This window comes from Pseudomonas sp. B2M1-30 (genome assembly GCF_025447575.1).
GTDB lineage: Bacteria > Pseudomonadota > Gammaproteobacteria > Pseudomonadales > Pseudomonadaceae > Aquipseudomonas > Aquipseudomonas botevensis.
Genome location: NZ_JAOEJT010000003.1, coordinates 534850 through 560296, shown reverse-complemented (window position 1 = coordinate 560296; position 25447 = coordinate 534850). Strand labels below are relative to the sequence as shown.

Annotated in this window: 25 protein-coding genes; 17 read left to right on the top strand and 8 right to left on the bottom strand. The window is 61.9% G+C overall.

The window, feature by feature from the left end:
* Nucleotides 1-40 precede the first annotated feature (40 nt).
* The 11 genes from N8H74_RS09115 (at nt 41) to N8H74_RS09065 (ending at nt 8948) form a co-directional block, all read left to right on the top strand.
* Nucleotides 41-367 carry a hypothetical protein gene (locus tag N8H74_RS09115; RefSeq protein ID WP_262146992.1) on the top strand — a complete coding sequence of 109 codons (327 nt, stop codon included), beginning with the start codon at nt 41-43 and terminating at the stop codon, nt 365-367.
* Nucleotides 368-752: 385 nt separating this feature from the next.
* A complete protein-coding gene (locus N8H74_RS09110) occupies nt 753-1562 on the top strand; it encodes an energy transducer TonB (protein ID WP_262146990.1) in 810 nt (269 codons plus the stop codon).
* Between the two features lie 45 nt (nt 1563-1607).
* Complete coding sequence (locus N8H74_RS09105; RefSeq protein ID WP_262146988.1) at nt 1608-2333, top strand: MotA/TolQ/ExbB proton channel family protein; 726 nt, start codon at nt 1608-1610, stop codon at nt 2331-2333.
* A 1-nt stretch (nt 2334) separates the two neighbouring features.
* On the top strand, nt 2335-2736 hold the full coding sequence (locus N8H74_RS09100; RefSeq protein ID WP_217832991.1) for a biopolymer transporter ExbD: 402 nt from the start codon (nt 2335-2337) through the stop codon (nt 2734-2736).
* Nucleotides 2737-2967: 231 nt separating this feature from the next.
* On the top strand, nt 2968-3549 hold the full coding sequence (locus N8H74_RS09095; protein ID WP_085702757.1) for an alpha/beta hydrolase: 582 nt from the start codon (nt 2968-2970) through the stop codon (nt 3547-3549).
* A gap of 59 nt (nt 3550-3608) precedes the next feature.
* The gene (locus tag N8H74_RS09090) at nt 3609-4541 is read left to right on the top strand and encodes a sigma 54-interacting transcriptional regulator (RefSeq protein WP_262146984.1); all 933 of its coding nucleotides are present in this window, start codon (nt 3609-3611) and stop codon (nt 4539-4541) included.
* A gap of 168 nt (nt 4542-4709) precedes the next feature.
* Entirely contained in the window at nt 4710-5507 is a 798-nt protein-coding gene (locus tag N8H74_RS09085) for a MetQ/NlpA family ABC transporter substrate-binding protein (protein WP_217832988.1), read from the top strand.
* A 466-nt stretch (nt 5508-5973) separates the two neighbouring features.
* Nucleotides 5974-6639 (top strand): amino acid ABC transporter permease, encoded by a 666-nt coding sequence (locus tag N8H74_RS09080; protein WP_217832987.1) that lies wholly within the window; start codon nt 5974-5976, stop codon nt 6637-6639.
* Complete coding sequence (locus N8H74_RS09075) at nt 6620-7279, top strand: amino acid ABC transporter permease (protein WP_207866824.1); 660 nt, start codon at nt 6620-6622, stop codon at nt 7277-7279. Before N8H74_RS09080 ends, N8H74_RS09075 begins: the two co-directional genes overlap by 20 nt.
* Nucleotides 7276-8073, top strand: a complete 798-nt coding sequence (locus N8H74_RS09070; protein WP_262146977.1) for an amino acid ABC transporter ATP-binding protein — start codon at nt 7276-7278, stop codon at nt 8071-8073. Before N8H74_RS09075 ends, N8H74_RS09070 begins: the two co-directional genes overlap by 4 nt.
* Complete coding sequence (locus N8H74_RS09065) at nt 8070-8948, top strand: transporter substrate-binding domain-containing protein (protein ID WP_262146974.1); 879 nt, start codon at nt 8070-8072, stop codon at nt 8946-8948. Before N8H74_RS09070 ends, N8H74_RS09065 begins: the two co-directional genes overlap by 4 nt.
* A gap of 122 nt (nt 8949-9070) precedes the next feature.
* On the opposite strand, the gene N8H74_RS09060 is transcribed toward N8H74_RS09065, so the two are convergent.
* Nucleotides 9071-10234 (bottom strand): AAA family ATPase, encoded by a 1164-nt coding sequence (locus N8H74_RS09060; protein WP_262146972.1) that lies wholly within the window; start codon nt 10232-10234, stop codon nt 9071-9073.
* A gap of 179 nt (nt 10235-10413) precedes the next feature.
* On the opposite strand from N8H74_RS09060, the gene N8H74_RS09055 reads away from it, so the two are divergent.
* From N8H74_RS09055 to N8H74_RS09045, 3 genes are read left to right on the top strand one after another with little or no spacing between them, the layout of a single operon-like run.
* Nucleotides 10414-11517 (top strand): efflux RND transporter periplasmic adaptor subunit, encoded by a 1104-nt coding sequence (locus tag N8H74_RS09055; protein ID WP_262146970.1) that lies wholly within the window; start codon nt 10414-10416, stop codon nt 11515-11517.
* Nucleotides 11514-12581, top strand: coding sequence for an efflux RND transporter periplasmic adaptor subunit (locus N8H74_RS09050; protein ID WP_262146968.1), 1068 nt, complete (start codon nt 11514-11516; stop codon nt 12579-12581). The genes N8H74_RS09055 and N8H74_RS09050 overlap by 4 nt, the downstream gene beginning before the upstream one ends.
* On the top strand, nt 12578-15631 hold the full coding sequence (locus N8H74_RS09045) for an efflux RND transporter permease subunit (protein WP_262146966.1): 3054 nt from the start codon (nt 12578-12580) through the stop codon (nt 15629-15631). The genes N8H74_RS09050 and N8H74_RS09045 overlap by 4 nt, the downstream gene beginning before the upstream one ends.
* Before the next feature lie 70 nt (nt 15632-15701).
* On the opposite strand, the gene N8H74_RS09040 is transcribed toward N8H74_RS09045, so the two are convergent.
* Together N8H74_RS09040 and N8H74_RS09035 are read right to left on the bottom strand one after the other, a co-directional pair.
* Complete coding sequence (locus tag N8H74_RS09040; protein WP_262146964.1) at nt 15702-17042, bottom strand: ATP-binding protein; 1341 nt, start codon at nt 17040-17042, stop codon at nt 15702-15704.
* Complete coding sequence (locus N8H74_RS09035; RefSeq protein ID WP_262146962.1) at nt 17039-17749, bottom strand: response regulator transcription factor; 711 nt, start codon at nt 17747-17749, stop codon at nt 17039-17041. The genes N8H74_RS09040 and N8H74_RS09035 overlap by 4 nt, the downstream gene beginning before the upstream one ends.
* Before the next feature lie 166 nt (nt 17750-17915).
* Between N8H74_RS09035 and N8H74_RS09030 the strand changes: the two genes are divergently transcribed.
* The 3 genes from N8H74_RS09030 to N8H74_RS09020 all read left to right on the top strand — a co-directional run bounded on the left by N8H74_RS09030 (nt 17916) and on the right by N8H74_RS09020 (nt 21352).
* On the top strand, nt 17916-18707 hold the full coding sequence (locus tag N8H74_RS09030) for a VacJ family lipoprotein (RefSeq protein ID WP_262146960.1): 792 nt from the start codon (nt 17916-17918) through the stop codon (nt 18705-18707).
* The gene (locus N8H74_RS09025; RefSeq protein WP_262146958.1) at nt 18697-18954 is read left to right on the top strand and encodes a hypothetical protein; all 258 of its coding nucleotides are present in this window, start codon (nt 18697-18699) and stop codon (nt 18952-18954) included. The genes N8H74_RS09030 and N8H74_RS09025 overlap by 11 nt, the downstream gene beginning before the upstream one ends.
* Nucleotides 18955-19096: 142 nt before the next feature.
* The gene (locus N8H74_RS09020) at nt 19097-21352 is read left to right on the top strand and encodes a glycoside hydrolase (protein WP_262146956.1); all 2256 of its coding nucleotides are present in this window, start codon (nt 19097-19099) and stop codon (nt 21350-21352) included.
* A gap of 9 nt (nt 21353-21361) precedes the next feature.
* On the opposite strand, the gene N8H74_RS09015 is transcribed toward N8H74_RS09020, so the two are convergent.
* The 5 genes from N8H74_RS09015 to N8H74_RS08995 form a co-directional block, all read right to left on the bottom strand.
* The gene (locus tag N8H74_RS09015) at nt 21362-21988 is read right to left on the bottom strand and encodes a class I SAM-dependent methyltransferase (RefSeq protein ID WP_262146954.1); all 627 of its coding nucleotides are present in this window, start codon (nt 21986-21988) and stop codon (nt 21362-21364) included.
* Nucleotides 21989-22106: 118 nt separating this feature from the next.
* A complete protein-coding gene (locus N8H74_RS09010) occupies nt 22107-22463 on the bottom strand; it encodes a hypothetical protein (protein ID WP_217832973.1) in 357 nt (118 codons plus the stop codon).
* 379 nt (nt 22464-22842) lie between these two features.
* Complete coding sequence (locus tag N8H74_RS09005; protein WP_065261159.1) at nt 22843-23487, bottom strand: methionine ABC transporter permease; 645 nt, start codon at nt 23485-23487, stop codon at nt 22843-22845.
* Complete coding sequence (locus N8H74_RS09000; RefSeq protein ID WP_262146952.1) at nt 23477-24613, bottom strand: ATP-binding cassette domain-containing protein; 1137 nt, start codon at nt 24611-24613, stop codon at nt 23477-23479. The genes N8H74_RS09005 and N8H74_RS09000 overlap by 11 nt, the downstream gene beginning before the upstream one ends.
* Nucleotides 24614-24615: 2 nt before the next feature.
* The gene (locus tag N8H74_RS08995; protein ID WP_262146951.1) at nt 24616-25425 is read right to left on the bottom strand and encodes a MetQ/NlpA family ABC transporter substrate-binding protein; all 810 of its coding nucleotides are present in this window, start codon (nt 25423-25425) and stop codon (nt 24616-24618) included.
* Nucleotides 25426-25447: the final 22 nt, after the last annotated feature.

Genomic DNA, 25447 nt, shown 5'->3' with positions numbered 1-25447 from the left:
CATCGGAAGATACTTAACCAACGATTAAGGAAATCTTGTTATGTCGAGCATTAACGGAACTTATTTAAACGCTAACTCGGGCGCCAAGCTGGTAATCACCGATGGTAATGATTCCAACGGCAGCTTCAGCGGCACCCTGAGCCAAGGCGGCGTAAACTACGACATCCGCTACGGGAACTACCACTTCCAGAACAGCACCGGCAACCCGACCACGATCGCGGTCCTGGCTCAGAATGGTAATAGCGGTTATCAGACATGGACTCTGTTTTCCCCAGATCATAATTACGCGACACTCCGCGCCACAGGTTCTCGCGTAAACTTCGACGGTGAAGTAGTTAATTTGGGTGGTGAGTTTAAAAAGCAATAACGTAATTCCGTTACAGTCAGGCCGATGCGCATTTGTGCATCGGCCTTTTTATTTTTATATGAAAAAGCATGGCAACTATTCAATCGGTATTAGTTGTCCCTGTTTTCCGGATCATCAATCCATCCAATGCCTTGCACGAATATTTTCAATGCCGCAAAAGCATGCTTTTTCAGGCACCTCGCTGAACGCCTTGCGGGCCGTGGCTTTGCCGGAAATGATCATTTTTCATATTCCATAAATGTCTATCCATAACATCAAAGATTACTTTCGGAGATAAGCCGCACAGCCAATGATTGAGCCATCGATCACGCCGTGGGGGCTGCAAAAAACGGCGCATCGACCGCGTGTGCGAAACCGAACGAAAGAGACCGCAGGGAGTGAAGCAATGGGCAATGTCCAGACCGCCGCCAGTGCTCAGGAAGTGCTGTGGCGCCAGGCGCCGGGTGGCGAATTGGTCGATCTTGGCCGGCCCCATCGCGTGCCGTTGGGGCAGTTGCGTTTGCAGCGTGCGCCCAAGGGCATTCTGAGCCGGCGCGAAACGATTCTGCTCGGCGTACTGGCGCTGGTGGTGCATGGCGCGGTGATCTACTGGATCAACCAGCATCCGACACCGGCGCTGCCGATCGTGCCGCCGGAAATTCCACCGATGACCATCGAGTTTTCGCACCCCGCGCCGCCGGCTCCGCCCGTGGTGCAGCCGCCACCTCCTGCGCCGGTGGTCGAGCCGCCACCGCCGGTGGAAGACGAACTGGCCGTGAAGCCGCCGCCACCGAAACCGATTCCCAAGCCCAAACCGGTCGCCAAACCCATACCGAAACCGGCGCCCAAGGCTGTCGAGCAACCACCGGCACCGCCACAACCGGCCGCCCCGGTCGCGGCGCCGGCTCCACCCGCTCCGCCCGCGCCGGCACCGGTTACGCCAGCCTCGGCCAGCGCCGCGTACCTGAAAAACCCGGCGCCGGAGTATCCGTCGCTGGCCCAGCGTCGCGGTTGGGAAGGCAGCGTGCTGCTGCGGGTTCACGTACTGGCCAGCGGCAAACCGGGTGAGATCCAGATTCAGAAAAGCAGTGGCCGGCAGCAACTCGACGATGCGGCGCTGGCTGCGGTGAAGCGCTGGAGCTTTGTACCGGCCAAGCAGGGTGATGTCGCCCAGGACGGCTGGGTCAGCGTCCCCATCGATTTCAAGATTCATTAAACCGAAACCAATTTCGCGCTAAACGTTTACACGAGGGAACACATCATGACGTTACTGGCCTCTCCACTGGAATCCATCGAAAGCGCGGTGATCTGGCTGCTGGTGGTTTTTTCCGTCGCCACCTGGGGACTGGCGCTGCTCAAGGCTGTGCAGTTCGGTCGCCTGAAATCCCAGGATCGCAAATTTCACAAGCGCTTCTGGGCGGCGTCGAGTCTCGATTCCGCCGCCGAGTTGAGTGAAACCCAGCCCGGCGCCGCCGCGCGCGTGGCGCAGTCCGGTTACGCGGCAATCCAGGTCGGCGAGGCGCCGCAGGCGGCGGACCTGAGTCAGGCGATCAACCATCAGGATCGCCTCGAACGTGCGTTGCGCCAGCAGATAGTGCGCGAGCGGCGTTCGCTGGAAACCGGTCTGGCGGTGGTCGCGAGTATTGGCAGCACCTCGCCGTTCATCGGTCTGTTCGGCACGGTCTGGGGAATCATGGAAGCGCTGAAAGGCATCAGCGCGGCCGGTTCGGCAAGCCTGGAAACGGTCGCCGGCCCCATCGGTGCGGCACTGGTCGCCACCGGGGTGGGGATCGCGGTCGCGGTGCCGGCGGTGCTGGTTTACAACTACTTTTTACGTCGCCTGAAACTGACGGCGGCGGACCTGGACGACTTCGCCCACGACTTCTACAGCCTGGCGCAGAAGAGTGCGTTCCGCGTGCTGATCCACCCGACCGCGCACAAGGTCGCGGCCCAGGGCAACGGACAGAAAGTGAAGGAGGCGTCCTGATATGGCCTTCTCCACGCAAGACAGCGATGAGGTGCTGAGCGAGATCAACGTGACACCGCTGGTGGATGTGATGCTGGTGCTGCTGGTGGTGTTTATCGTCACCGCGCCGCTGCTGACCAACGCGATTCCGATCAACCTGCCCAAGACCGAGGCGGTAGCGCCGGTCGAGCAGAAAGACCCGTTGGTGGTGAGCATCGACGGGGCGGGAAAACTGTTTATCAACAAGGACGAAATCCAGCCGGACCTGCTGGAATTCAACCTCACGGCGGCCAAGGCCAAGGACCCGGAAGTGCGCGTGCAATTGCAGGCGGATGACGGGGTGAATTACGGCGAAGTGGCGCGAGCCATGGCGTCGATCGAGAGGGCAGGGATCACCAAGCTGTCGGTGATTACTGCGCGATAAGGGATTTTCGTTTTTCCGGGGCCGTCTCCTTGGCAGGGTGCGGCCCCTTTTTTTTGCCTCAAGTGAAATAAGCCACAAGCGTCCAGAAAACGTCCGTTTCGCTAGCAGCTTGAGGCTCGCAGATTGATGCTGCAATTCGGTTATTAATAAATAGCTTCTTATTCCTTAACGAATATAAATCCCGTCCCTATACTCGATCAGGAACAGACACGACGCAGGAGAGCTTCCCCCATGCGCAACGAATCAATCCGTTATCTGATTGTGCCGGGCTGGCAAGGATCGCCAGAAGATCATTGGCAAACCCACTGGCAGAACAGCCTGCCCAACAGCGCGCGGGTGGAGCAGGCCGACTGGCTGACGCCGCGCCGCGAGGACTGGGTGGCCGCGCTGGCCGAAGCAATTGCTGCCGATAGCTCGCCGGTGATCCTCATCGCGCACAGTCTCGGTTGCATTACCGTTGCCCATTGGGCGGCCACCGCGCCGTTGCATCATTTGCGTCAGGTTCGCGGAGCGTTGCTGGTCGCGCCGGCGGATGTCGAGCGTCCGGCCTGCGCTCCGGCGCTGCGCAATTTTGCGCCGATTCCGACCGACCTGCTGCCGTTCCCGAGCCAGGTGGTCAGCTCCGACAACGACGCTGCGGTCAGTGCGCCGCGCGCTCTGGAACTGGCGCGCAACTGGGGTGCCGAGGCGGGGATTCTCGCCGGTGCCGGGCACATCAACGTGAAGTCCGGGCATCAGCGCTGGGAGCAGGGATTCGCTTATCTGTATCGCCTGCAAAACCGCATGGAACACCACGCCCGGCGTCGCGCTTGAACACTATTTTTCTTCTATGAACGCCCCCGTCTCCCGGCGGTTCTGGGCGGGAGTCTGCCATGAGTTTCGAAACCTTCGGCCAGCCGTTGCTGACCTTTCCCGATGCGGAAAAAAGCCCCCTGAGCATTCGCGCCAAGGCGCTGGTGTTTGTCGATCTCCGCTCGCGCCAGTTGCGCGAGGAAATGAACCAACTGGCGCCGCGTTCGACATCGGTGCTGATTCGCGGCGAGACCGGCACCGGCAAGGAATTGCTCGCCCGCCACATCCACCGCGCCAGTGATCGCAGCGGCCTGTTCGTGTCGGTCAATTGCGGGGCGATCAGCCCGACCTACGCCGACGCCGAACTGTTCGGCTATGCCGCCGGCAGTTACAGCGGCTCGGCCAGCAGCCGTGCCGGATGGTTCGGTTCGGCCAATGGCGGCACCCTGTACCTGGATGAAATCGGCGACTTGCCGCTGCCGATCCAGATCAAATTGCTCGCTGCCCTGGAAAACCATGAGGTCACCCGCGTCGGTGCCCATCAGCCAAGCCCGGTGGATGTGCGCCTGGTGGCGGCAACCAGTATCGATCTGGCGCAAGCGGTGGCGGCGGGGAAATTTCACGAGCGCCTGTATCACTACCTCAGCGAAGGGCATCTGGAACTGCCGGCGCTGCGTGAGCGCATCGGCGACATTCTGTCGCTGGCCGAGTATTTCCTCGGTATCTACAGCCAGCGTCTGGATCTGCCCGTGCCGCTCATCAGTGAATCGGCGCAGCAGGTATTGGAACAACACAACTGGCCGGGCAATACCCGGGAGCTGGAAAACGTCATTCACTTTGCCTTGCTGGTGAGCACCGGCGACGAGATTCTGCCGGAGCACCTGAACCTGCCCGAGGTGTCTGGCCCGCTGGTTCAGATCGAGCGTCAGGTGGCGAGCATTAGCCTCAACGGCAGTGCCGCCGAACGTAAGGCATTGAAAGATTTACTGTTAAGCCTGAGCGAGGCGTTGTAACCCCTTTTGTGCAACATGAACAAAATGGAATATGAAGCTGAATAAACGTTATTGTCAGGGAATAAAAAATCCCGGTATTGTCCGACTCACGCCAGCGATAGCACTTCACTGGCACTCGTATTAAATGCCGTCGTCGATGACGACCGTGATTCTCGATAAGGACACTGCATGAAAAAGGTTCTGTTGTTTACCGCATTGGCGGCTGCTCTGAGCGCTTCTCTGGCCCAGGCCGGCGAGAAACTGGTGGTCGCGGCGACCCCGGTCCCACACGCCGAAATCCTCGAACTGATCAAGCCGACCCTCGCCAAAGAAGGCGTGGATCTGGAAGTCAAAGTCTTCACCGACTATGTACAGCCGAACGTGCAAGTGGGCGAGAAGCGTCTGGATGCCAACTACTTCCAGACCAAGCCATACCTGGACAGCTTCAACGCCGGCAAATACAAGGACGACAAGTCCAAGTACCTGGTGACCGTGCAAGGTGTTCACGTTGAACCGTTTGGCGGCTACTCGAGCAAGTACAAGACCCTGGCCGAACTGCCTGACGGCGCGACCATCGCCATTCCAAACGAAGGCAGCAACAGCGGTCGTGCGCTGATCCTGCTGCAGAAGGCTGGCCTGATCGAGCTGAAAGACCCGAAAAACGCCCTGGCCACCCCGAAAGACATCGCCAAGAACCCGCACAACTTCAAGTTCAAGGAACTGGAATCGGCCCTGCTGCCGCGTGTTCTGAAAGAAGTCGACCTGGACATGATCAACACCAACTACGCGCTGGAAGCCAAGTTGAACCCGACCAAGGATGCCTTGGTGATCGAAGGTGCCGACTCGCCTTACGTGAACTTCCTGGTGACCCGTGAGGACAACAAGAACAGCGACGCCATCCAGAAACTGGCCAAGGCGCTGACCAGCCCGGAAGTCAAAGCGTTCATCGAGAAGAAGTACAACGGCGCGGTATTGCCGGCGTTCTGATCTGACGCAGCAGCAAAACCCCTTCAAGGTTTGCAAAACGCCGATGGCCAGTGATGGTCATCGGCGTTTTTTTGTGTGCGGGGCAAAACGGCCCTCACGGCCGGGCATTGAGAGCCCTGCGCAACGCTACCAGCAATTTCACGATGTCCTGCGGATCCAGGCGCTGCGGAACTTTTACGTCCATGTTCTCTTCCTTGTTATGGGTTTGGCCGGGGGAGTCTGGCCAAAAGCTGCTCGTCCTTGGAGGGCTTTCCTGAAAAAAAGATCCTTCCTACAGCGCAAGGAAAAATAGCCTTCTTCTTCCTTCTCGGCAAACGCACAGGAATAGTTTTTTGAGTGATATCAATATGCTTTAACGGTATTTAAATTCTTCTTTTTATACCTTTAAAGTCGGTGCCTGCCGGACAGTTACCCGCTGTCCATGGACTGCACCACCGTCGCTTACCGAGCGGCGTCAGGACGTTTCATGACCTTCGATTACGCATTCATCCTCAGCACCCTGCCGGCGTTTCTCAAAGCCGTGGGCGTGACGCTGCAGGTCGGTTTGATCGCCATCGGCACTTCCCTGGTGGTGGCGCTGATCAACGCAACGATTCTGGTGTTTCGCACCCCCTACCTGCAAAAACTGGTGGGCCTGTACGTGGAGCTGGCGCGCAACACACCGCTGTTGATCCAGTTGTTTTTCGTCTACTTCGCGCTGCCGGCGCTGGGCATCAAGGTGTCCGGTTTTGCGGCGGCGATCATCACCATGACCTTCCTCGGCGGCGCCTACCTCACCGAAGTGCTGCGCGCCGGGGTCGACGCGGTGCCTCAGGCGCAACTGGAGTCGGGCCGCTCCATCGGTTTATCCCACGGCCAGTTGCTGCGCTACGTGATCCTGCCGCAAGCGGGGATCCTCAGCCTGCCGTCGCTGTTCGCCAATTTCATTTTCCTGCTCAAGGAAACCACCGTGGTGTCGGCGGTGGCGGTGCCGGAGATTCTCTACACCACCAAGAGCTACATCGCGCTCTATTACAAAACCTACGAAATGCTCGCCGTGCTGACGCTGATTTGCGTGCTGCTGTTCTTGCCGCTGTCGCTGTTGCTCAGCCGTCTGGAAAGGAGGCTCCAGCATGGCCAGTTCGGGTCTTGAACTGCTTTGGGTGTCGTTGCCGCAACTGGCGAAGGGCGCCGGGCAAACGCTGTCGATCTCGTTTTTGAGCATCGCCATCAGCACCGTCGGCGGTGTGCTCTACGGCGTGTTGCGCACGCTCAACGTGACGTGGCTGAACGCGGTGCTGCGGGTTTATCTGGAGCTGTTCCGGGCGATTCCGGTGCTGGTCTGGTTGTACCTGTTGTTTTTCGGTCTGCCGATTTTCTTTGGCCTGAGTCTGCCGAGCTTCTGGTGCGCGGTGCTGGTGCTGTCGCTGTGGGGCGCCAGCGAGGTCGGCGAAGTGGCGCGCGGCGCATTGCATTCGTTGCCGCGCGGGCAGCGTGAGGCGGGGCTGTCGATCGGCCTGAACGCGGCGCAGCTCTACGGCTACGTGTTGCTGCCCCAGGCGTTGAAACGCATGACGCCGCCGACCATCAACGTCTACACGCGGATCATCAAGACCAGTTCGCTGGCGGTGCTGATCGGTGTGGTGGACGTGATCAAGGTCGGCCAGCAGATCATCGAGCGTACCTACGAATCGGTGTTGATCTACGGCGCGCTGTTTCTGTTTTTCTTTTTCATCTGCTACCCGCTGTCGGCCGCGTCCCGCGTGCTGGAGCGGCGCTGGACGCAAGCATGAGCGCATTGATCGAGTTTCAGGGTTTCAACAAATTCTTCGGCGAGCAACAGGTGCTCAACGGCATCGACCTGCACGTGCAGGCCGGTGAGGTCATTGTGATCCTCGGCCCCAGCGGCTGCGGCAAAAGTACCTTGTTGCGTTGCCTCAACGGCCTGGAAAGCGCCCACAGCGGCCATCTGCGTTTTGCCGGGCGCGAGCTGCTGGACAAGGCCACCGACTGGCGCGAGATCCGCCAGCAGATCGGCATGGTGTTCCAGAGTTATCACCTGTTCCCGCACATGAGCGTGCTCGACAACCTGCTGCTCGGCCCGCTCAAGGTGCAAAAGCGCGAGCGTCGCGAGGCGCAGCAGCAAGCCGAAGCCTTGCTTGAGCGTGTAGGCCTTGCGGACAAGCGCGACGCCTTCCCGCGTCAGCTCTCCGGCGGCCAGCAGCAACGCATCGCCATCGTCCGTTCGTTGTGCATGAACCCTCGGGTCATGCTCTTCGATGAAGTCACCGCCGCCCTTGATCCGGAGATGGTCAAGGAGGTGCTGGAAGTGATTCAGGGCCTGGCCCGCGAAGGCATGACCCTGTTGATCGTCACCCACGAAATGGCCTTCGCCCGCGCGGTGGCCGACCGCATCGTGTTCATGGATGGCGGGCGCATCCTTGAACAGAACCCGCCCGAGCTTTTCTTTACGAACCCGCAAACCGCACGCGCGCAGCAGTTCCTGGAGAAGTTCTCCTACGTCGAGGCCCTGACCTCGACGGCTTCGCCCAAAACGACTCCAACAAAGGAACTGGAACTGCCATGAAAACTGCCAAATCACTGTTTGTCCTGCCACTGCTCGGCCTGGCCTTGCTGGCCGGCTGCAATAAGTCCGAAGAACCGGCCAAGCCGAAAGTCGCCAGCGAAAGCACTGCGCCGGCCGGTTACCTGAACAAGATCAAGGCCCGCGACAAACTCATCGTCGGCGTGTTCACCGACAAGCCGCCGTTCGGTTTCGTCAATGAAGCCGGGCGTTACGTCGGTTTCGATACCGACATCGGCCGGCAATTCGCCAAGGATCTGCTCGGCGACGAGAACAAGGTCGAATTCGTCGCGGTGGAGCCGGCCAGCCGGATTCCGTTCCTGCAAAGCGACAAGGTCGACCTGATTCTCGCCAACATGACCGTGACCCCGGAGCGCAAGGAAGCGGTGGAATTCACCAACCCCAATCTGAAGGTTGCGGTGCAGGCTTTGGTGCCGCAAAACAGCCCGGTGAAAAGCCTCGATGACCTGGCGAGCCGCACTACCATCGTCACCACCGGCACTACCGCCGATATCTGGCTGACCAAGAATCACCCGGACTGGAAACTGCTGAAGTTCGAGAAAAATTCCGAATCCCTGCAGGCACTGGCCAATGGTCGTGGCGATGCCTATGCGCAGGACAATCTGGTGCTGTTCAGCTGGGCCAAGCAGAACCCGGGCTACCGCGTGCTGGACGAGAAACTCGGCGCCGAAGCACCGATCGCACCGGCGGTGAAGAAGGGCAATATCGAACTGCGTGACTGGGTGAATGCCGAGTTGGCCAGACTGGGCGAGGAGAAGTATCTGCTCAAGCTGTATGACCAATATGTGCGTAAAGAACTGAGCGATGACACCAGACCTGAGAGCGTGATTGTCGAAGGTGGGAAGTGGCAAGGGTGATTTGATTGCCTGTTGGATTGGCGGTGAGGCTATTCCCTCACCCCAGCCCTCTCCCGGAGGGAGAGGGAGCCGATTCCTGGGTTTTGAAGATTTTTATCAGGCCCCGGCCCTCTGGGAGAGGGTCAGGGTGAGGGCCAATTCCACGCCGGCTCATCGAGCACCCGCTGGCCGACAATCCCGGTCTGCCCGAGGGTCTTCTCCAGCACGATGCAATTGCATTCCGGATCTTCCTGCAACGCCGAAATCAACCGCCGCGCATGGGACACCACCCACACCTGACACTCCTGCGAAGCCCGCATGATCAGCCGGGCCAGCGCCGGCAGCAGATCCGGGTGCAGGCTGGTTTCCGGTTCGTTCAGCACCATCAGCGACGGCGGGCGTGGCGTCAGCAGGGCGGCGACCAGCAGCAGATAACGCAGCGTGCCATCCGACAACTCCGCCGCCGACAACGGCCGCAGCAACCCTTCCTGATAAAACTCGATGGCGAACCGTCCGCCTGCCAGTGGCGCGATGTTCAGCCGGGCGCCGGGGAAGGCATCGCTGATCGCTGCCTGCAGCGCCTCGGGATCGCCGATTTCGCGGATGGTCTGCAACGCCGCCGCCAGATCACGCCCGTCGTGGTGCAGCACCGGCGTGCGCGTGCCCAGTTGCGGTTGGCGCACCGGGGCGTCGGCGTCGCTGCGAAAGTGGTCATAGAAGCGCCAGCGGCGGATGAACTCGCGCATCTGGAACACTTCCGGGGAGTTGCGCAGGCTGCCGACCTGATCGAACAGGCTGTCGAAGTTCGGCGTGTGCTGGGCCAGCACATCCCAGCCGCGACCTTCACGGGCGCGGATCATCGGGCCGTCGCGATCCACCAGCAGGCTGGCCGGGCGATACAGCGGCCCGGCCCAGATGCATTCCTTTTTGATTTCCGGATCGAGAGAGAAATACGAGCGGCTCGGTTCGGGCAGGCCCAGGGCAATCGCGTAGCTGAAATCCTCCCCGGCAAAACCCAGGCGCAGGCGGCGGACGCCCTGGCGCACCGTCGGCTCGATCGCCACTTCGCCGTTTCGCATCCGCCGGCTGATGGTTTCCGGTCCGGCCCAGAAGGTCGAATCCAGCCCGCCCTCGCGCGCCAGCGCATTGACCACGCCGCCCTGCGCGGTTTCCGCCAGCAGGCGCAAGGCCCGGTAGAGGTTGGACTTGCCGCTGCCGTTGGGGCCGGTGATCAGGTTCAGCCGACCCAGCGGAATCACCAGTTTATTGATCGAGCGGTAATTGGCGACCGCCAGGGTCTTGAGCATGAAAGTCCTTCTCTGATGAAACGCTGAATCCTTGTGTAGATTGATCATTCATTACGCAGAGCGTGGTAACGATCAATGTCCGGGAGGAAATACTACGTTCACGCGAGCGAAGCCGGAACCCTGTTCTAAGCTCACAGTCGTATCGTCACTTGCACGTTCGTACACAGGAAGGAGTCTGCATGGCGAGTCCCGGATTGAAAACAGTGGTCATGCTGAGCCTGCTCGCCCTCCTGGGAGCGTGCGGCAAAAAGGAGCAATCGGCAAAGGACTTGCCCCGTGTGTTCGTGCAAGAGGTCAAGCCTGCGGATTACGCGGCGTCGGTGACCCTCACCGGTGACGTCCAGGCACGGGTGCAGACCGAGCTGTCGTTTCGGGTCGGCGGCAAGATCATCCAGCGTATGGTCGATGTCGGTGACCGGGTTTCGGCCAAACAGGTGCTGGCCAAACTCGATCCCAAGGATCTGCAGACCAACGTCGATTCCGCCCAGGCCCAGGTGCTGGCCGAACAGGCGCGGGTCAAGCAGAGCGCGGCGGCGTTCGTCCGCCAGCAGAAGCTGCTGCCCAAGGGCTACACCAGCCAATCCGAATATGACGCCGCGCAGGCCGCCTTGCGTAGCAGTCAGAGCGCGCTGACGGCCGCCCAGGCGCAATTGGCCAACGCCCGTGAGCAATTGAGCTACACCTCGTTGATCGCCGATGCGCCGGGCATCATCACCGCGCGCCAGGCCGAAGTCGGCCAGGTGGTGCAGGCCACCGTGCCGATCTACAGCCTGGCGAAGGACGGCGAGCGTGACGCGGTGTTCAACGTCTATGAATCACTGCTGAGCAACCCGCCGTCGAATCGCACGGTGGTGGTCAGCCTGCTCGACAATCCGAACATCAAAACCAACGGCACCGTGCGCGAAATCACCCCGGCGGTGTCGGCGCAGACCGGCACGGTGCAGGTCAAAGTCTCCCTCGACGGCTTGCCGGATGGCATGCAGCTCGGCTCGGTGGTCAGCGCCACCGCCAAGACTGCCGGCAAATCCGCCGTCGAATTACCCTGGTCGGCCCTGACCAAAAACCTCAGCGAACCGGCGGTGTGGATCATCGACGGCGAAGGCCGGGCGCAGTTGCATAACGTCACGGTGAGCCGCTACCTGACCGGCAAGGTGATCGTCAGCGATGGCCTGCAGGCGGGCGATAAAGTCATCATCGCCGGCGGCCAGTTGCTGCATCCGGGGATCAAGGTCGAGGTCGCCGAAGGCGTCTACAAGGATCTGCAAGTAGGAGCCCAGCCATGAAGCGCGTGCTGTTGTTATCCGTGCTGCTGGCGCTGGGCGCCTGCTCGAAAAAGGAGCCGCCGCCAGAGCCGGTGCGTCCGGTGTTGTCGGTGGAGGTCCAGGCTCTCGACCAGGAAGACCTCGGCCGTTTCGCCGGGAGCATTCAGGCGCGCTATGAGAGCAACGTCGGTTTCCGCGTGCCGGGGCGTATTGCCAGCCGCAACGTCGATGTCGGCGCCGAAGTGCAGAAAGGCGCGTTGCTTGCCACCCTCGACCCGACCGACCAGCAGAACCAGTTGCGTGCCGCCGAGGGCGACCTGGCGCGCATTCAGGCGCAATACATCAACGCCCAGGCCAATGCCCGTCGTCAGCAGCAATTGTTCGACCGGGGCGTCGGCGCCCAGGCGCAACTGGACATTGCCCAGACCGACCTGAAAACCACCCAGGCCTCGCTGGATCAGGCCAAGGCTGCACTGAGCCAGGCCAAGGATCAGCTCGATTACGTGCAATTGCGCACCGACCACAAGGCGATCGTCACGGCCTGGAATGCCGAGGCCGGGCAGGTGGTCACCGCCGGCCAGCAAGTGGTGACCCTGGCGCAACCGGACATCAAGGAAGCGGTGATCGATCTGCCCGATACCCTGGTCGATCAACTGCCGGCGGATGTGGTGTTTCTGGTGGCCGCGCAACTCGATCCGAGCGTCAACACCACCGCGATCATTCGCGAAATCGAACCCCAGGCGCAGAGCGCCACCCGCACCCGTCGCGCGCGCCTGACCATGACCGACACGCCACCGGGTTTCCGCCTCGGCACGGCGGTCAGCGTGACCCTCAGTTCGGCGATCAAGCCGCGCCTGGAACTGCCGCTGAGCGTGTTGCAGGAAGTCGACGGCAAGACGCGGATCTGGGTCATCGACCCGCAGTCGCAAACCGTGTCGCCACGGGACGTCAGCCTGATCAGCCGCAACGACAGCACGGTGGTGCTGACCGCCGGGGTGAAGGCCGGTGAGCGGGTGGTGAGCGCAGGAGTGAACAGCCTCAAGCCGGGGCAGAAAGTCAAAATCGACGAGGACAGTCCACGATGAAAGGGCCTTTCAACTTATCCGAGTGGGCTCTCAAGCATCAGTCGTTCGTGTGGTATCTGATGTTCGTCGGGCTGCTGATGGGCGTGTTTTCGTACATGAACCTGGGCCGCGAGGAAGACCCTTCGTTCACCATTAAAACCATGGTGATCCAGACCCGCTGGCCCGGCGCGACCCAGGAAGAAACCCTCAAGCAGGTCACCGACCGCATCGAGAAAAAACTCGAGGAACTCGACTCCCTCGACTACGTGAAAAGCTACACGCGCCCCGGCGAATCCACTGTGTTCGTCAACCTGCGTGACACCACCAGTGCCAAGGACATCCCGGAAATCTGGTATCAGGTGCGCAAGAAGATCAACGATATTCGCGGCGACTTCCCCAAAGGCCTGCAAGGGCCGGGGTTCAACGACGAGTTCGGCGATGTGTTCGGTTCGGTGTATGCGTTCACCGCCGACGGCTTGTCGATGCGCCAGTTGCGCGACTATGTCGAGCAGGTGCGCGCCGAGATCCGCGATGTGCCGGGCCTGGGCAAGGTCGAGATGGTCGGCGAGCAGGACGAAGTCCTCTACCTGAATTTCTCCACGCGCAAGCTGGCGGCGCTGGGCATCGATCAGCGCCAGGTGGTGCAGAGCCTGCAATCGCAGAACGCGGTGACCCCGGCCGGGGTGATCGAGGCGGGGCCGGAACGGATTTCCGTGCGCACGTCCGGGCAGTTCGCTTCGGAAAAAGACCTGGCCGACGTCAACCTGCGTCTCAACGACCGCTTCTATCGGCTGGCCGACATCGCCAACATCAGCCGTGGTTACGTCGATCCGGCGAGCCCGGAGTTTCGCTTCAACGGCACCCCTGCCATCGGCCTGGCGATTGCCATGAAGAAGGGCGGCAATATCCAGGAGTTCGGCAAGGCCCTGCATACGCGCATGGACGAACTGACCGCCGACCTGCCGGTGGGCGTCGGCGTGCATAACGTTTCGGATCAGGCCGAGGTGGTGGAAAAAGCCGTCGGCGGTTTCACCAGTGCGTTGTTCGAGGCGGTGGTGATCGTGCTGATCGTCAGCTTCGTCAGCCTCGGGGTGCGTGCCGGGCTGGTGGTGGCGTGTTCGATCCCGCTGGTGCTGGCGATGGTCTTCGTGTTCATGGAGTACAGCGGCATCACCATGCAGCGGATTTCCCTCGGCGCGCTGATTATCGCCCTCGGCCTGCTGGTGGACGACGCGATGATTACCGTGGAGATGATGGTCACGCGTCTGGAAATGGGCGAGACCAAGGAGCAGGCCGCGACCTTCGCCTACACCTCGACTGCGTTCCCGATGCTCACCGGCACCCTGGTGACGGTCGCCGGGTTCGTGCCGATCGGCCTCAACGCCAGTTCGGCGGGGGAGTACACCTTCACCCTGTTCGCGGTGATCGCGGTAGCGATGCTGGTGTCGTGGATCGTCGCGGTGCTGTTCGCGCCGGTGATCGGCGTACACATCCTCAGCACCAACGTGAAACCTCACGATGCCGAGCCGGGGCGCACCGGCCGCGCGTTCAACGCGAGCATGCTGTGGGCCATGCGCAATCGCTGGTGGGCGATTGGCATCACCGTTGCGCTGTTCGTGGCGTCGGTGTTTTCCATGCAGTTCGTGCAGAACCAGTTCTTCCCGTCATCGGACCGGCCGGAAATCCTGGTTGACCTGAACCTGCCGCAAAACGCCTCGATGGCCGAGACCCGCAAAGCCGTGGACAAGCTCGAAGCCACGCTCAAGGGCGACCCGGACATCGTGCGCTGGAGCACCTATATCGGTGAGGGTGCGATCCGTTTCTACCTGCCTCTCGACCAGCAATTGCAGAACCCGTACTACGCGCAACTGGTGATCGTCAGCAAGGACTTCGAGTCCCGCGAGGCTCTGAGCCAGCGCTTGCGCGAGCGCCTGCGCAAGGACTTCGTTGGCATCGGCAGCTACGTGCAGGCGCTGGAAATGGGTCCACCGGTCGGGCGGCCGATCCAGTACCGGGTCAGCGGCAAGGACATCGATCAGGTGCGCAAGCATGCCATCGAACTGGCAACCGAACTGGACAAGAACTCGCACATCGGCGAGATCATTTACGACTGGAACGAACCGGGCAAGGTCCTGCGCATCGACATCGCCCAGGACCGGGTGCGGCAACTCGGGTTGTCCTCGGAAGATGTCGCCAACCTGATGAACAGCATCGTGGTCGGCGCGCCGGTGACTCAGGTCGATGACGACATCTACCTCATCAACGTGGTCGGCCGCGCCGAAGACGCCGAGCGTGGCACGCCGGAAACCTTGCAGAACCTGCAAATCGTCACGCCGAGCGGTACTTCGATTCCGTTGCTGGCGTTCGCCACCGTGCGCTATGAGCTGGAGCAGCCGCTGGTGTGGCGCCGCGACCGCAAGCCGACCATCACCATCAAGGCAGCGGTGCGCGACGAGATTCAGCCGACCGACCTGGTCAAGCAGTTGCAACCCGACATCGAGAAGTTCGCCGCCGGCCTGCCGGTGGGTTACAAGGTCGCCACCGGCGGTACGGTGGAGGAGAGCGGCAAGGCCCAGGGACCGATTGCCAAGGTCGTGCCGCTGATGCTGTTCCTGATGGCGACCTTCCTGATGATCCAGTTGCACAGCGTGCAGAAGCTGTTCCTGGTGGCGAGCGTCGCGCCGCTGGGGCTGATCGGCGTAGTGCTGGCGCTGATTCCCACCGGCACGCCGATGGGCTTCGTGGCGATCCTGGGGATTCTCGCGCTGATCGGCATCATCATCCGTAACTCGGTGATTCTGGTGACCCAGATCGATGATTACGAGAGCAAAGGCTATACGCCATGGGATGCGGTGGTGGAGGCCACGGAACACCGGCGCCGACCGATTCTGTTGACGGCCGCAGCCGCGAGCCTGGGGATGATTCCGATTGCCCGGGAAGTGTTCTGGGGGCCGATGGCCTACGCGATGATCGGCGGCATCATCATCGCCACGCTGCTGACGCTGCTGTTTCTGCCGGCGCTGTATGTGGCCTGGTACAAGATTCGTGAGCCGAAGAAGGACCGCGAATAAAAACCTGCGGGAGCGGGCACGCTCGCTCCCGCAGAGCCTCCGGATCTGGCGCTTCAGCGCCAGTCACCGGTCAAAAATGCACAGGCAATATCACCAGCGCCTGCAATCCGCCCTTCCAGCGATTGCGCAAGGTCAGTTCTCCACCGTGCTCCAGCACAATCGCCCGCGCTGCGGATAAGCCCAGACCGACACCCCCTGTGCTTTTGTTGCGCGAGCCTTCCAACCTGAAGAACGGCGCGAAGACGTGTTCGAGGCTGGCTTCCGGAATACCCGGCCCGCGATCCAGCACCTTGATCCGCACTTCCCCGGCGTCGGCCACCAGCTTCATCTCCGGTTCCGTGGCGTATTTGATCGCGTTATCCAGCAGATTGGTCATCACCCGCTTGAGCCCCAGCGGCCGGCCGAAATACACCAGCCGCTGCGGCCCGCTGAAGGCGATCTCGATGCCTTGATCGCGGTAATCATCCTCCAGTGTCTGCAACAGCTCCGCCAGATCGAACTGGGTGGCCGGTTCCAGCCGCGCATCATCGCGAAAGAACTCCAGCGCCGAATTGATCATGGCCTGCATTTCATCCACGTCGCGAAACAGCCGCTGCTGTTGCTCGACGTCGTCGATGAATTCGCCGCGCAAGCGCATGCGGGTCAGGGGCGCGCGCAGGTCGTGAGAGATGGCGGCGAGCATTTGCGTGCGGTCGCGGATGAAGTGCTGCAACTGGGCCTGCATGGCATTGAACGCGAGGATCGCCTGACGGATTTCCTGGGGGCCGAGGGGCTCGATGGGCGGCGCGCGGAAGTCCGTACCGAAACGTCGGGCGCCTTCGGTGAAGCGTTGCAGCGGGGTGGCCAGGCGGCGGGTGGCGACCAGAGCCACGAGGGCGGTGGAGATCAGCACCAGCAGGATGATGATCAGCACGCGCGGCGTTTCGTTGAGGCCCCAACTGCGCGACGGCGCCGAGAAGCTCAGCCATGAGCCATCCGACAACTGGATCACCAGCATGTATCGGGCCTGCTCCGGGGCTTCGGCCCAATCACTGGGTTCATAGGCTTCGATCCGCCGGCTCGTGGCGTGCAGCAATGGCAGCAGGATCTTCGAGCCTTCCTCGGAAACCGGATCGTCCACGGTCGGCAAATTGAGGTCCTGCCGATCAAGGTGCCAACTGACCGTGAAACCGTCCTCCGTCACCGAGCGCGCCAATTGCGCACGCACCGATGGCGGCGCCGCATCGACCAGGCGGGCGATGGTCGCCGCGTTTTCCAGAATGCCGGCCTCGGTCAATGACGGTCGCGCCCAAACCCCGGCCAACTGGATAAACAGGCCATTGAGCGCCAGTGAAATCAACATGGCCAGAATGATGGTCAAGGCGACCCAGCGGGCCACCGTGTCCCGGCGAATCCGCTTCAGCCAGTTCATCGGCGCGTCACGCCGGGGGTGAACAGATAGCCGCCATTGCGCACGGTGCGAATCATCGCCGGGCGCTTGGTGTCGGATTCCAGCTTGCGGCGCAGGCGGCTGACTTGCACGTCGATGCTGCGGTCATAGGCGTCGTGACGTTGACCGCGAGCCAAGTCCAGCAACTGTTCGCGCGTCAGGATGCGTTGCGGGTGCTCGACGAACACCAGCAGCAGGTCGAACTCGCCCGCCGACAGCGGAATCATCACGTTGTCCGGCGAGCGCAGTTCGCGGCGGGTGACGTCGAGGTGCCAACCGGCGAAATCGATCAGCGGCCGTGGCCGTTCCTCGGCCAGCGGGCGGCGTTCGTCGACCCGGCGCAACACGGCGCGCACCCGAGCCAGCAACTCGCGGGCGTCGAAGGGTTTGGTCAGGTAATCGTCGGCGCCCAGTTCCAGCCCGACCACGCGGTCGCTGAGTTCGCCCATGGCGGTGAGCATGATCACCGGCATGGCGTGGCGAACGCGCAGTTGCTGGCACAGGATCAATCCGCTGTCGCCCGGCAACATCACATCCAGAATGATCAGGTCTGGCGGCTGGCGTTCGATGGCCGCCCACAACGACGCGCCGTCGGTGGCGACGTCGACGCGGTAGCCGTGTTGCACGAAGAATTTTTTCAGCAGGTCGAGGACTTCAAGGTCGTCGTCGACAATCAGCAGGCTGTTCACCGAGGGTCACTTAGGGGCGTGAATGGAACCGCCATCTAAAACCATTCGTGGCGGCGCGTCATATATTTCAATCGTGCAACAAAGCGTCAGCGGCGCAATAAACCAGACATTTTTGCGCAAGACTCTGGGCTCAGCATCACGGCGAATTTCTCCCGAGACTTGCCCTATGCCGCGTTACACCTGTGCTCCCTGGCTGGCCCGCAACACCTCAATTGCCGTGCTGGCCGTCGGGCTGGCCGGTTGCAGCAGCCAGTCGTCGGCTCCGGCCGATGTGCGTTGCGCCGATATTGCCTATTCCGTGTACGACCCGGCGGAGCCGGTCAATCGCGGGATCTTCGCGTTCAACCGGGTGGTGGATGACTACGCCCTGGCACCGGTCGCCCGGGGCTATCGCTACCTGCCGGATGTCTTCCAGAGCGGTGTGCACAACTTCGTCGCCAACTTCGGCGAGCCCAAGGTGTTCATCAACGACCTGCTGCAAGGCAATCCACGGCGTTCGGCGAACACGCTGGGGCGTTTCGTGATCAACACCACGGCGGGGGTGGCCGGTCTGTTCGATGTGTCCGGCAAACTCGGCATCGCCCGCCATCAGGCAGACTTCGGCCAGACCTTCGGTGTGTGGGGCATCGGCAGCGGGCCGATTGTGGAGTTGCCGCTGCTCGGCACCTCCAACAGCCGCGACGCGGTCGGACGGGTGTTGAGTTTTGTGGTCGATCCGTTCGGCGACAGCAGCGACACCGTGGACACGCTGTCGACGATCAACACCGTTGGCGACATCGTCGATGGTCGCGCCGAAGCCCTGCCGCTGACCGACAGCCTGCAAAAACTGCCGGACTACTACAGTGCGTTGCGCAATGTGGTCGCCGAACATCGCGCCGGTTTCGTGATGGACGGCAAGCAGGGTTCCCCGCAGGCGACGCAAACGCAATGCACAGGAGCCGCGGCCGATGGTTTTTGAATTGCTTCAACAACAGGTCAGTCGCCACCCGGAAGCACCGCTGCACTGCCGGGAAATCACCCTGAGTTTTTCGCCCGACTGCCGGCAAGTGGTACTCAGCCGCTACAGCGAGCATTACGGCCCGGCGCTGGTGCGCTGGATCGAGCGCAGCCATACGGTTTCGGTCAGCGAGCTGTTTCGCTGGCTGGTGGCGAACGGTGAAACGGCTGTCAGATGTCACGAAGAACCTGCCCGTCATGCGGTTTGATCGAGCGACCGGGACTGTTCGGCAAAAACCTGGAAGCGAGATGCCCGCGAAAGTGCTCTACAAATTTCCAACATTTTGCTGACAGACATCCCGTTCCGGTTGCCCTTACCCTCCTTGCTCTCGACGCAGAAGGGCCATTCCCATGCAGCTTTTTCATCGCGTTTTGCGCTACGCCCTGTTCGCTTGCGCCGGGTTGTCATCGTCCTGGGTGTCGGCCGGCACTGTGCTGGAAAACCCGCTCTGGCGCGTCGAACTCGACCCGGCAACGTTGTCGATCCGCGTCACCCCCGCACAGGAAAAACCGGTGCAGGCCTCGGCCGGCGTCGATCCGCACACCGTCAGCCGCCTCACGCAGAGCGCCACGCACGCAGACTGGCAATGGGACGACGGCGCCTGGACGCTCAGCGCCCGTCTCGATCAGCGTGACCTGTCGCTGTCTATCCGCGCTCGCGATCCCGGTGAGCTGAGTTTCCTCAGGCAACCGGGCAGCGCCATGGGCAAAGGCCTGATCTGGGCGTTGGCGGAGGGGCATTACGTGCCTGCCGGGGATGCACGCTGGCAAGGCTTTCTGCTGGATCAGGGCGAGTTCAATACCACCCAGGACCTGAGCTTGCCGCTGTGGGGCGTCGATCATGGTCGCTTCACGCTGAACTGGATGCTGAGCAATTCCTATAACAACCGGTTGAGTTTCAGCGCCGATGGCAAGGCCCTGGCGCTGGCCGCCCGTCATCAATTCACCTCGCTGGATCCACGCGCAGCGCTGACGTTCACCCTGTCGCTGGGTGATGCCGACCCGCTGGCCGGTGCCAAACGCTATCGTCAGTGGCTGATCGACAATCGCCAATACGAACCCTTGAGCGACAAACTGCGGAAAACCCCTGAGGCGAAGAAACTGCTCGGTGCCAGTCATGTTTATCTGTGGGGCAATGACCTGCTCGGCCCCGCTGATGTGCGCAGTTGGCCGGCGTTGCTGAAACGGCTGGGGAGCACTGATGCTCTCGCCAGCGAGTTGCGTGGTAGCTTCGACGCTGAAACCTTGCAGATCCTCAGCCGCGCCAAAGCGCCGCTCGACCGCTATCAGCAAACCACGTTGCTGCGCGGCCTCAATGCGGCGCTCAATCAAAGGGCACGAAGTGGCTGGCAGGCAGTCGCCGAGCCGGACATGCAGGCACTGGCCGATGGTTACGGGCGGGTGCGCGGGGAAGTGGCGAAGACGTTTGCCGACGCGCTGATAACAACCCCGGAGCGCTGGGGCAGCACGCTGTCACCGGTAACGATCGAGCAGTTGCAGGCCGCTGGATTGACGCGTTTGTGGCTGGGCCTCGGCGAAGGCTGGGAGGGCGGTCTCTGGCATCCAGAAACGGTACGCCAGGGTGTGGCGGCCGGGTATCTGCTGGCGCCTTACGACTCATATGAAACCGCGTTGACCAGCACTGAAAACCCCGACTGGACCACCGCGCACCTCGGCGCCAGGGCCAACCTTGAATGTGCGGTGGTCTTGAGCAGCGGCGCGTTCAAGAGCGGCTTTCAACAATCGGGGCATTACACCCGGCCGCAGTGCGTGCGGCCATTGCTTGAGGCACGGATCAAAGCCGTTCAGGCCCGGGCCGGGTTCAATAGCTGGTTTCTCGATGCCTACGCCACCGGCATGCTGTTCGACAGTTATGGCCCCGGTGCGACCATGACCCAGGCGCAGAACGCCGAGGGCAATGTCGATGCCTCACGTTGGGTGAACGAGACCTTGCAGTTGCCGGCCGGCTCGGAGGACGGCAACGCCACCACGGCACGAGGCGTGCTGTTTGCCCATGGGATGCAGACCCCGGTGATCGGCTGGGGTGACCCCGACATGAGCAAGAACCCCAAGTCCCCGTATTACGTGGGCCGCTGGTTCCCCAACGAAAGGCCCGAGGTGTTCTTCAAAACGGTGCCGCTCAAGGAGCCTTACCGGACGGTGCATTTCGCCCCGCAGACCCGTTTGCCGCTGTATCAGGCGGTGTTCCACGGCTCGGTGATCACCACCCATCACTGGCTGTTCGACAGTCTCAAACTGAGCAATGTGCGGGTCGAAAACGAGCTCACCCAACTGCTCTACAACGTGCCGCCGCTCTATCACCTGAGCGCCGATACGTTGCAGCAGCGTTTGCCGCTGATCGCGCGCCAGGATGCTTTTTTCCGCCCGTTGCATGAACGCCTCGCAACTCAGGCGCTCACTGGTTTTCAGTGGCTGAGCGAGGATCGGCAGGTGCAGCAGACGACCTTTGCGGATGGCACGCGCCTGCTGGCCAATTTCGCGGCGCAGGCGCGTGAAGTTCAGGGGCTGACATTGCCGGGGCAGAGTATTACGGTGCGTTCCGCGCAGGGCAAGTCGAGTTATTTTCAGATCGGCGCGCAGCCCTGAAAAAAAGCGTCAGGCCTTGCGCCAGACGCTGGCGAGCCACGGTTGCTGCTCCCGAGGCAACCCCGCCGGCCGGTAGTAATGCTCAAGCTCCACGAACCCGGCGGCGTTCAGCAAACCGCGCCACGCCTCAAGATCGTGATAGGCGCCGTACCGAGGTCCGTTCCAGCCTTCACGGTTGTCCCCGCGCGGGTTGGAACTGAACAGCACGCCTCCCGGTTTCAGTGTCCCGTGCAGTTGCCTGAGCACCCGCGGCAATTCTTGCAACGGCACATGAAACAGCACCGCGTTGGCGAAGATTCCGTCGAAGCGCTCCGCCGGCAGATCGAGTTTCAGGAAGTCCTGCTGCCAGACCTCGCAACCGCTGTCCTCGCGGGCCATGCGGGCAAACTCCTGCGAGCCATCGAGGCCTACCGCGACGTGGCCCAGGCGGGTGAAGGTCTGCAAGTCGCGCCCCGGCCCGCAGCCGAAATCGAGAATGTGCCACGGCGCCGATCCCTGGAGATGTCGCAGCAGCGCATCGATGTTCTGGCTGACATCGTGATCGCGGGTGCCTTCGCGAAAGCTTTCGGCCACGGCGTTGTAATGGCCCAGGGTGGTCGTGGTGATCTGTTCGAGGTCGTCGGGACTTTGCTTCATGGGCAGGCTGCGCAGGCGATGGAGATTGGCCGAATATACGCCATGCGGCCGGCGGCTGCTGTGCAGTCCATCGCGAGCAGGTTCGCTCCCACATTGATCGGCTGGGAGCGAGAAGGGATCAGCGTGGCTTGATGTGCAGGCAATCGATCGAGCGATCGACCATCGCCTTGGCGATCTCCAGCAAGTGCCAGACCGAGAACACCATGGCGCGGTCCGCGCCATCGAGGTGGTCGCCACACTGATGCGCGGTGACCGAGGCGCAGCGCAGCAGATCGGCGATATACAGTTGGGCGTCCTCGAGTGTCACCTCGTCGCTGATGTTGTACATGTGCAGGTTCCCCGGAGCGGCGACCGGGTTGCCGGTCAGGTGGGAATCGACGGCACGGCACAGTGCGGAACGATCCTTGAGCAAGTCCTCGGTGAAACTCTTGTTGGACGCGAGGTTGAACGGCGGATCGGGAAGGCGTTTTTCCATGAGCAAACTCCTGGCGGTGATGGGAGCCGGCCCGTCCCGAGACTGGACGATCAGGGCAGCGGCTGCACGCAGGTCAGTCACTGACCGCCAGGCTGCGCACAGCCTCCCTGGAGCAGATGAGGTTGTGTGTCCTGCGAAATCCGTACGACTGAACCCGGTCACTGCAGGGCAGTGATAATCGGAGATTAGCCAGCGCAAATTTCAGGCACAAGCGCAGGAAACCATCTCGGAAGCGTCCTGCAAACGAACCTGATCCGGGCTGGCGAATCAGCCCTTTCCGTGTCGGAAAAGTCGGTTTTTCACCGAGGACATTGCCTGAAATTCCGGAGAATTCGCGTTGTGATCCGACCACGCCCAAGTCGCTCATCGGCAGGGTGTTTCAGCGCTTGTTCAACCCCCTCGCCAAGCGGTCGCCACCGAGCTGAATCACCGCCACCAGCGCCACCAGCAGCACGATCACCGTGAGCATGATCTGGCTGTCGAAGCGCTGGTAGCCGTAGCGATAGGCGATGTCGCCCAGTCCGCCGGCACCGATTGCGCCGGCCATTGCCGAGGAGTTGATCATCGTCACCAGCGTGATGGTGAAGCCGCCGACAATCCCCGGCAGTGCTTCGGGCAACAGCACATGCCAGACGATGTGCCAGCGCCGGCAGCCCATGGCTTGCGCGGCCTCGATCAAGCCATGATCGACTTCGCGCAGGCTCACTTCGGCGATCCGCGCAAAGAACGGCGTCGCGGCAATCGTCAGCGGCACAACAGCGGCCCAGACACCATAGGTGGTGCCGACGATCAGCCGGGTGAACGGGATCAGCGCCACCATCAGAATCAGAAACGGAATCGAGCGGAACAGATTGACGAAGGCGCCCAAGGCGCGGTTCAGCACCGGCGCTTCGTAGATACCGCCCTTGTCACTGGTGACCAGAATCACCGCCATGGGAATCCCGGCCAGCAACGCGATCAATGACGACACACCGACCATCAGGAACGTGTCGATGAAACCCTGCAGCAAGCGATCAAACCACATAACCCAGCACCTCCGTGCGTTGTGCCCATGGCGCGGCGCGCTGGCGCAATTGCTCGGCGCTCAAGCTTGAGCCGCTCACCGCCAGCAGCAGTTGCCCGAGGGCATGGCCCTGAATCCGTTCCACACCACCCTGAAGCAGTCTCACCCGGCCACCGAGGGCGCCGAACAGCGCCGCCAGATCCGGTTCGTCCTGGCTGCTGCCGGTGAACTGCAAGCGCAGCACCACGGCGGCGTCGGGGGAGGGCGATTGCGCCTGCAAACGGCTCTGCAACTCTTCGGGCAGGGCATGCTGCAGCGGCGCGAGCAGGGTCTGGCTGACTTCGTGCTGCGGGTTGCCGAACACTTCCCACACCGGGCCTTGCTCGACGATGCGTCCGTGTTCCAGCACCACCACCCGGTCGCAGATTTCGCGGATCACCGCCATCTCATGGGTAATCAGCACGATGGTCAGGCCCAGGCGCCGGTTGATCTCGCGCAGCAGGCCGAGGATCGATTGGGTGGTTTCCGGATCCAGCGCCGAGGTCGCCTCGTCGCACAGCAGAATGTCCGGGTCATGCACCAGCGCGCGGGCGATGCCGACGCGCTGTTTCTGTCCACCGGAAAGCTGTGCCGGATAGGCCTTGTGCTTGGCTTGCAGGCCAACCAGCTCCAGCAGTTCGCTGACTTTCCTGTCGCGTTGTTCCTTGGGCACGCCGGCGACTTTCAACGGCAGCTCGACGTTCTGCCAGACGGTCTTGGCCGACATCAGGTTGAAGTGCTGGAAGATCATGCCGATCCGCCGACGCAGGGCGACCAGGCGGTCCTCGTCGAACCCGCCGATGTCGACCTGATCGATCAGCACCCGGCCCGAGGTCGGCTGTTCCAGACGATTGATGGTGCGGATCAGCGACGACTTGCCGGCGCCGCTGCGGCCGATGATGCCGAACACTTCACCGCGCTGGATCGCCAGGTCGATGCCTTGCAGCGCCGCGACCGGGCCTTGGGCGCCGTTGTAGGTTTTGCCGAGGCCGATAAAGCGCACGTGGGCGCGGTTCAGCTCGGGGTGCAGTTCGGTGCTGTCGGCATGCCTCTCGGAAAGAGAGTGTGGCTCTGGATTCTCCAGTCGCCGTTGGATGGCGGCGCTCATGCTCAGCTTTCCCAACCGGCCTGGTACAGCTTGCCGTGGGCTTTATCCAGGGCGGCGCGCACCGCTGGCGAGTGCTGGTAGATGTCGACGAATTTGATCAGGCGCGGGTCGGTCTTGCTCTTCGGCTGGATCACGAACTGAATCACGTACTCCTTGTGATCGAGGCCGTCGAACAGCAACGCGGAGCCGGCATCGAAGGTCTTCGCCAGGCGAATATAGGCCGGGTAGCCCTGCACCAGATCGGCGTCATCGTAGGCGCGTACCAGTTGCACGGCTTCGACTTGCAGGATCTTGATCTTCTTCGGGTTGCTGACGATGTCGTCTTCGGTGGCCTTGTAGCCAACGCCGGGTTTCAACGTGATCAGGCCGGCCTTCGCCAGCAGTTGCAGGCCACGACCGCTGTTGATCGGATCGTTGGCGATGGCGACGCTGGCGCCTTCGGGCAACTCGTCGAAGCTCTTGTATTTCTTCGAGTACAGGCCGACGTTGTTGATGATTCCCGGCGCGAACGGCACCAGGTCGAAGCCGGAGGCCGCCTTGGCGTTTTCCAGGAAGGGAATGTGCTGGAAGTAGTTCACGTCAATGTCGCCGGCCGCGAGGCTGACGTTGGGCGCGATCCAGTCGGTGAACTCCACCAGCTCGACTTTCAGACCTTGCTTGGAGGCCTCTTCAACGGCGGCTTCCAGCGGAATGGCGAACGCGGCGGTGGTGCCGACTTTCAATGGGGCGTCGGCGGCGAATACCGCCGAGCTGAACAGGCCGAGGGCCAGGGCCAGTGCTTTGACTGGGTGGGTCAGGAGTTTCTTGGTCATGGTGGTTATCCAGTCAGTGCAT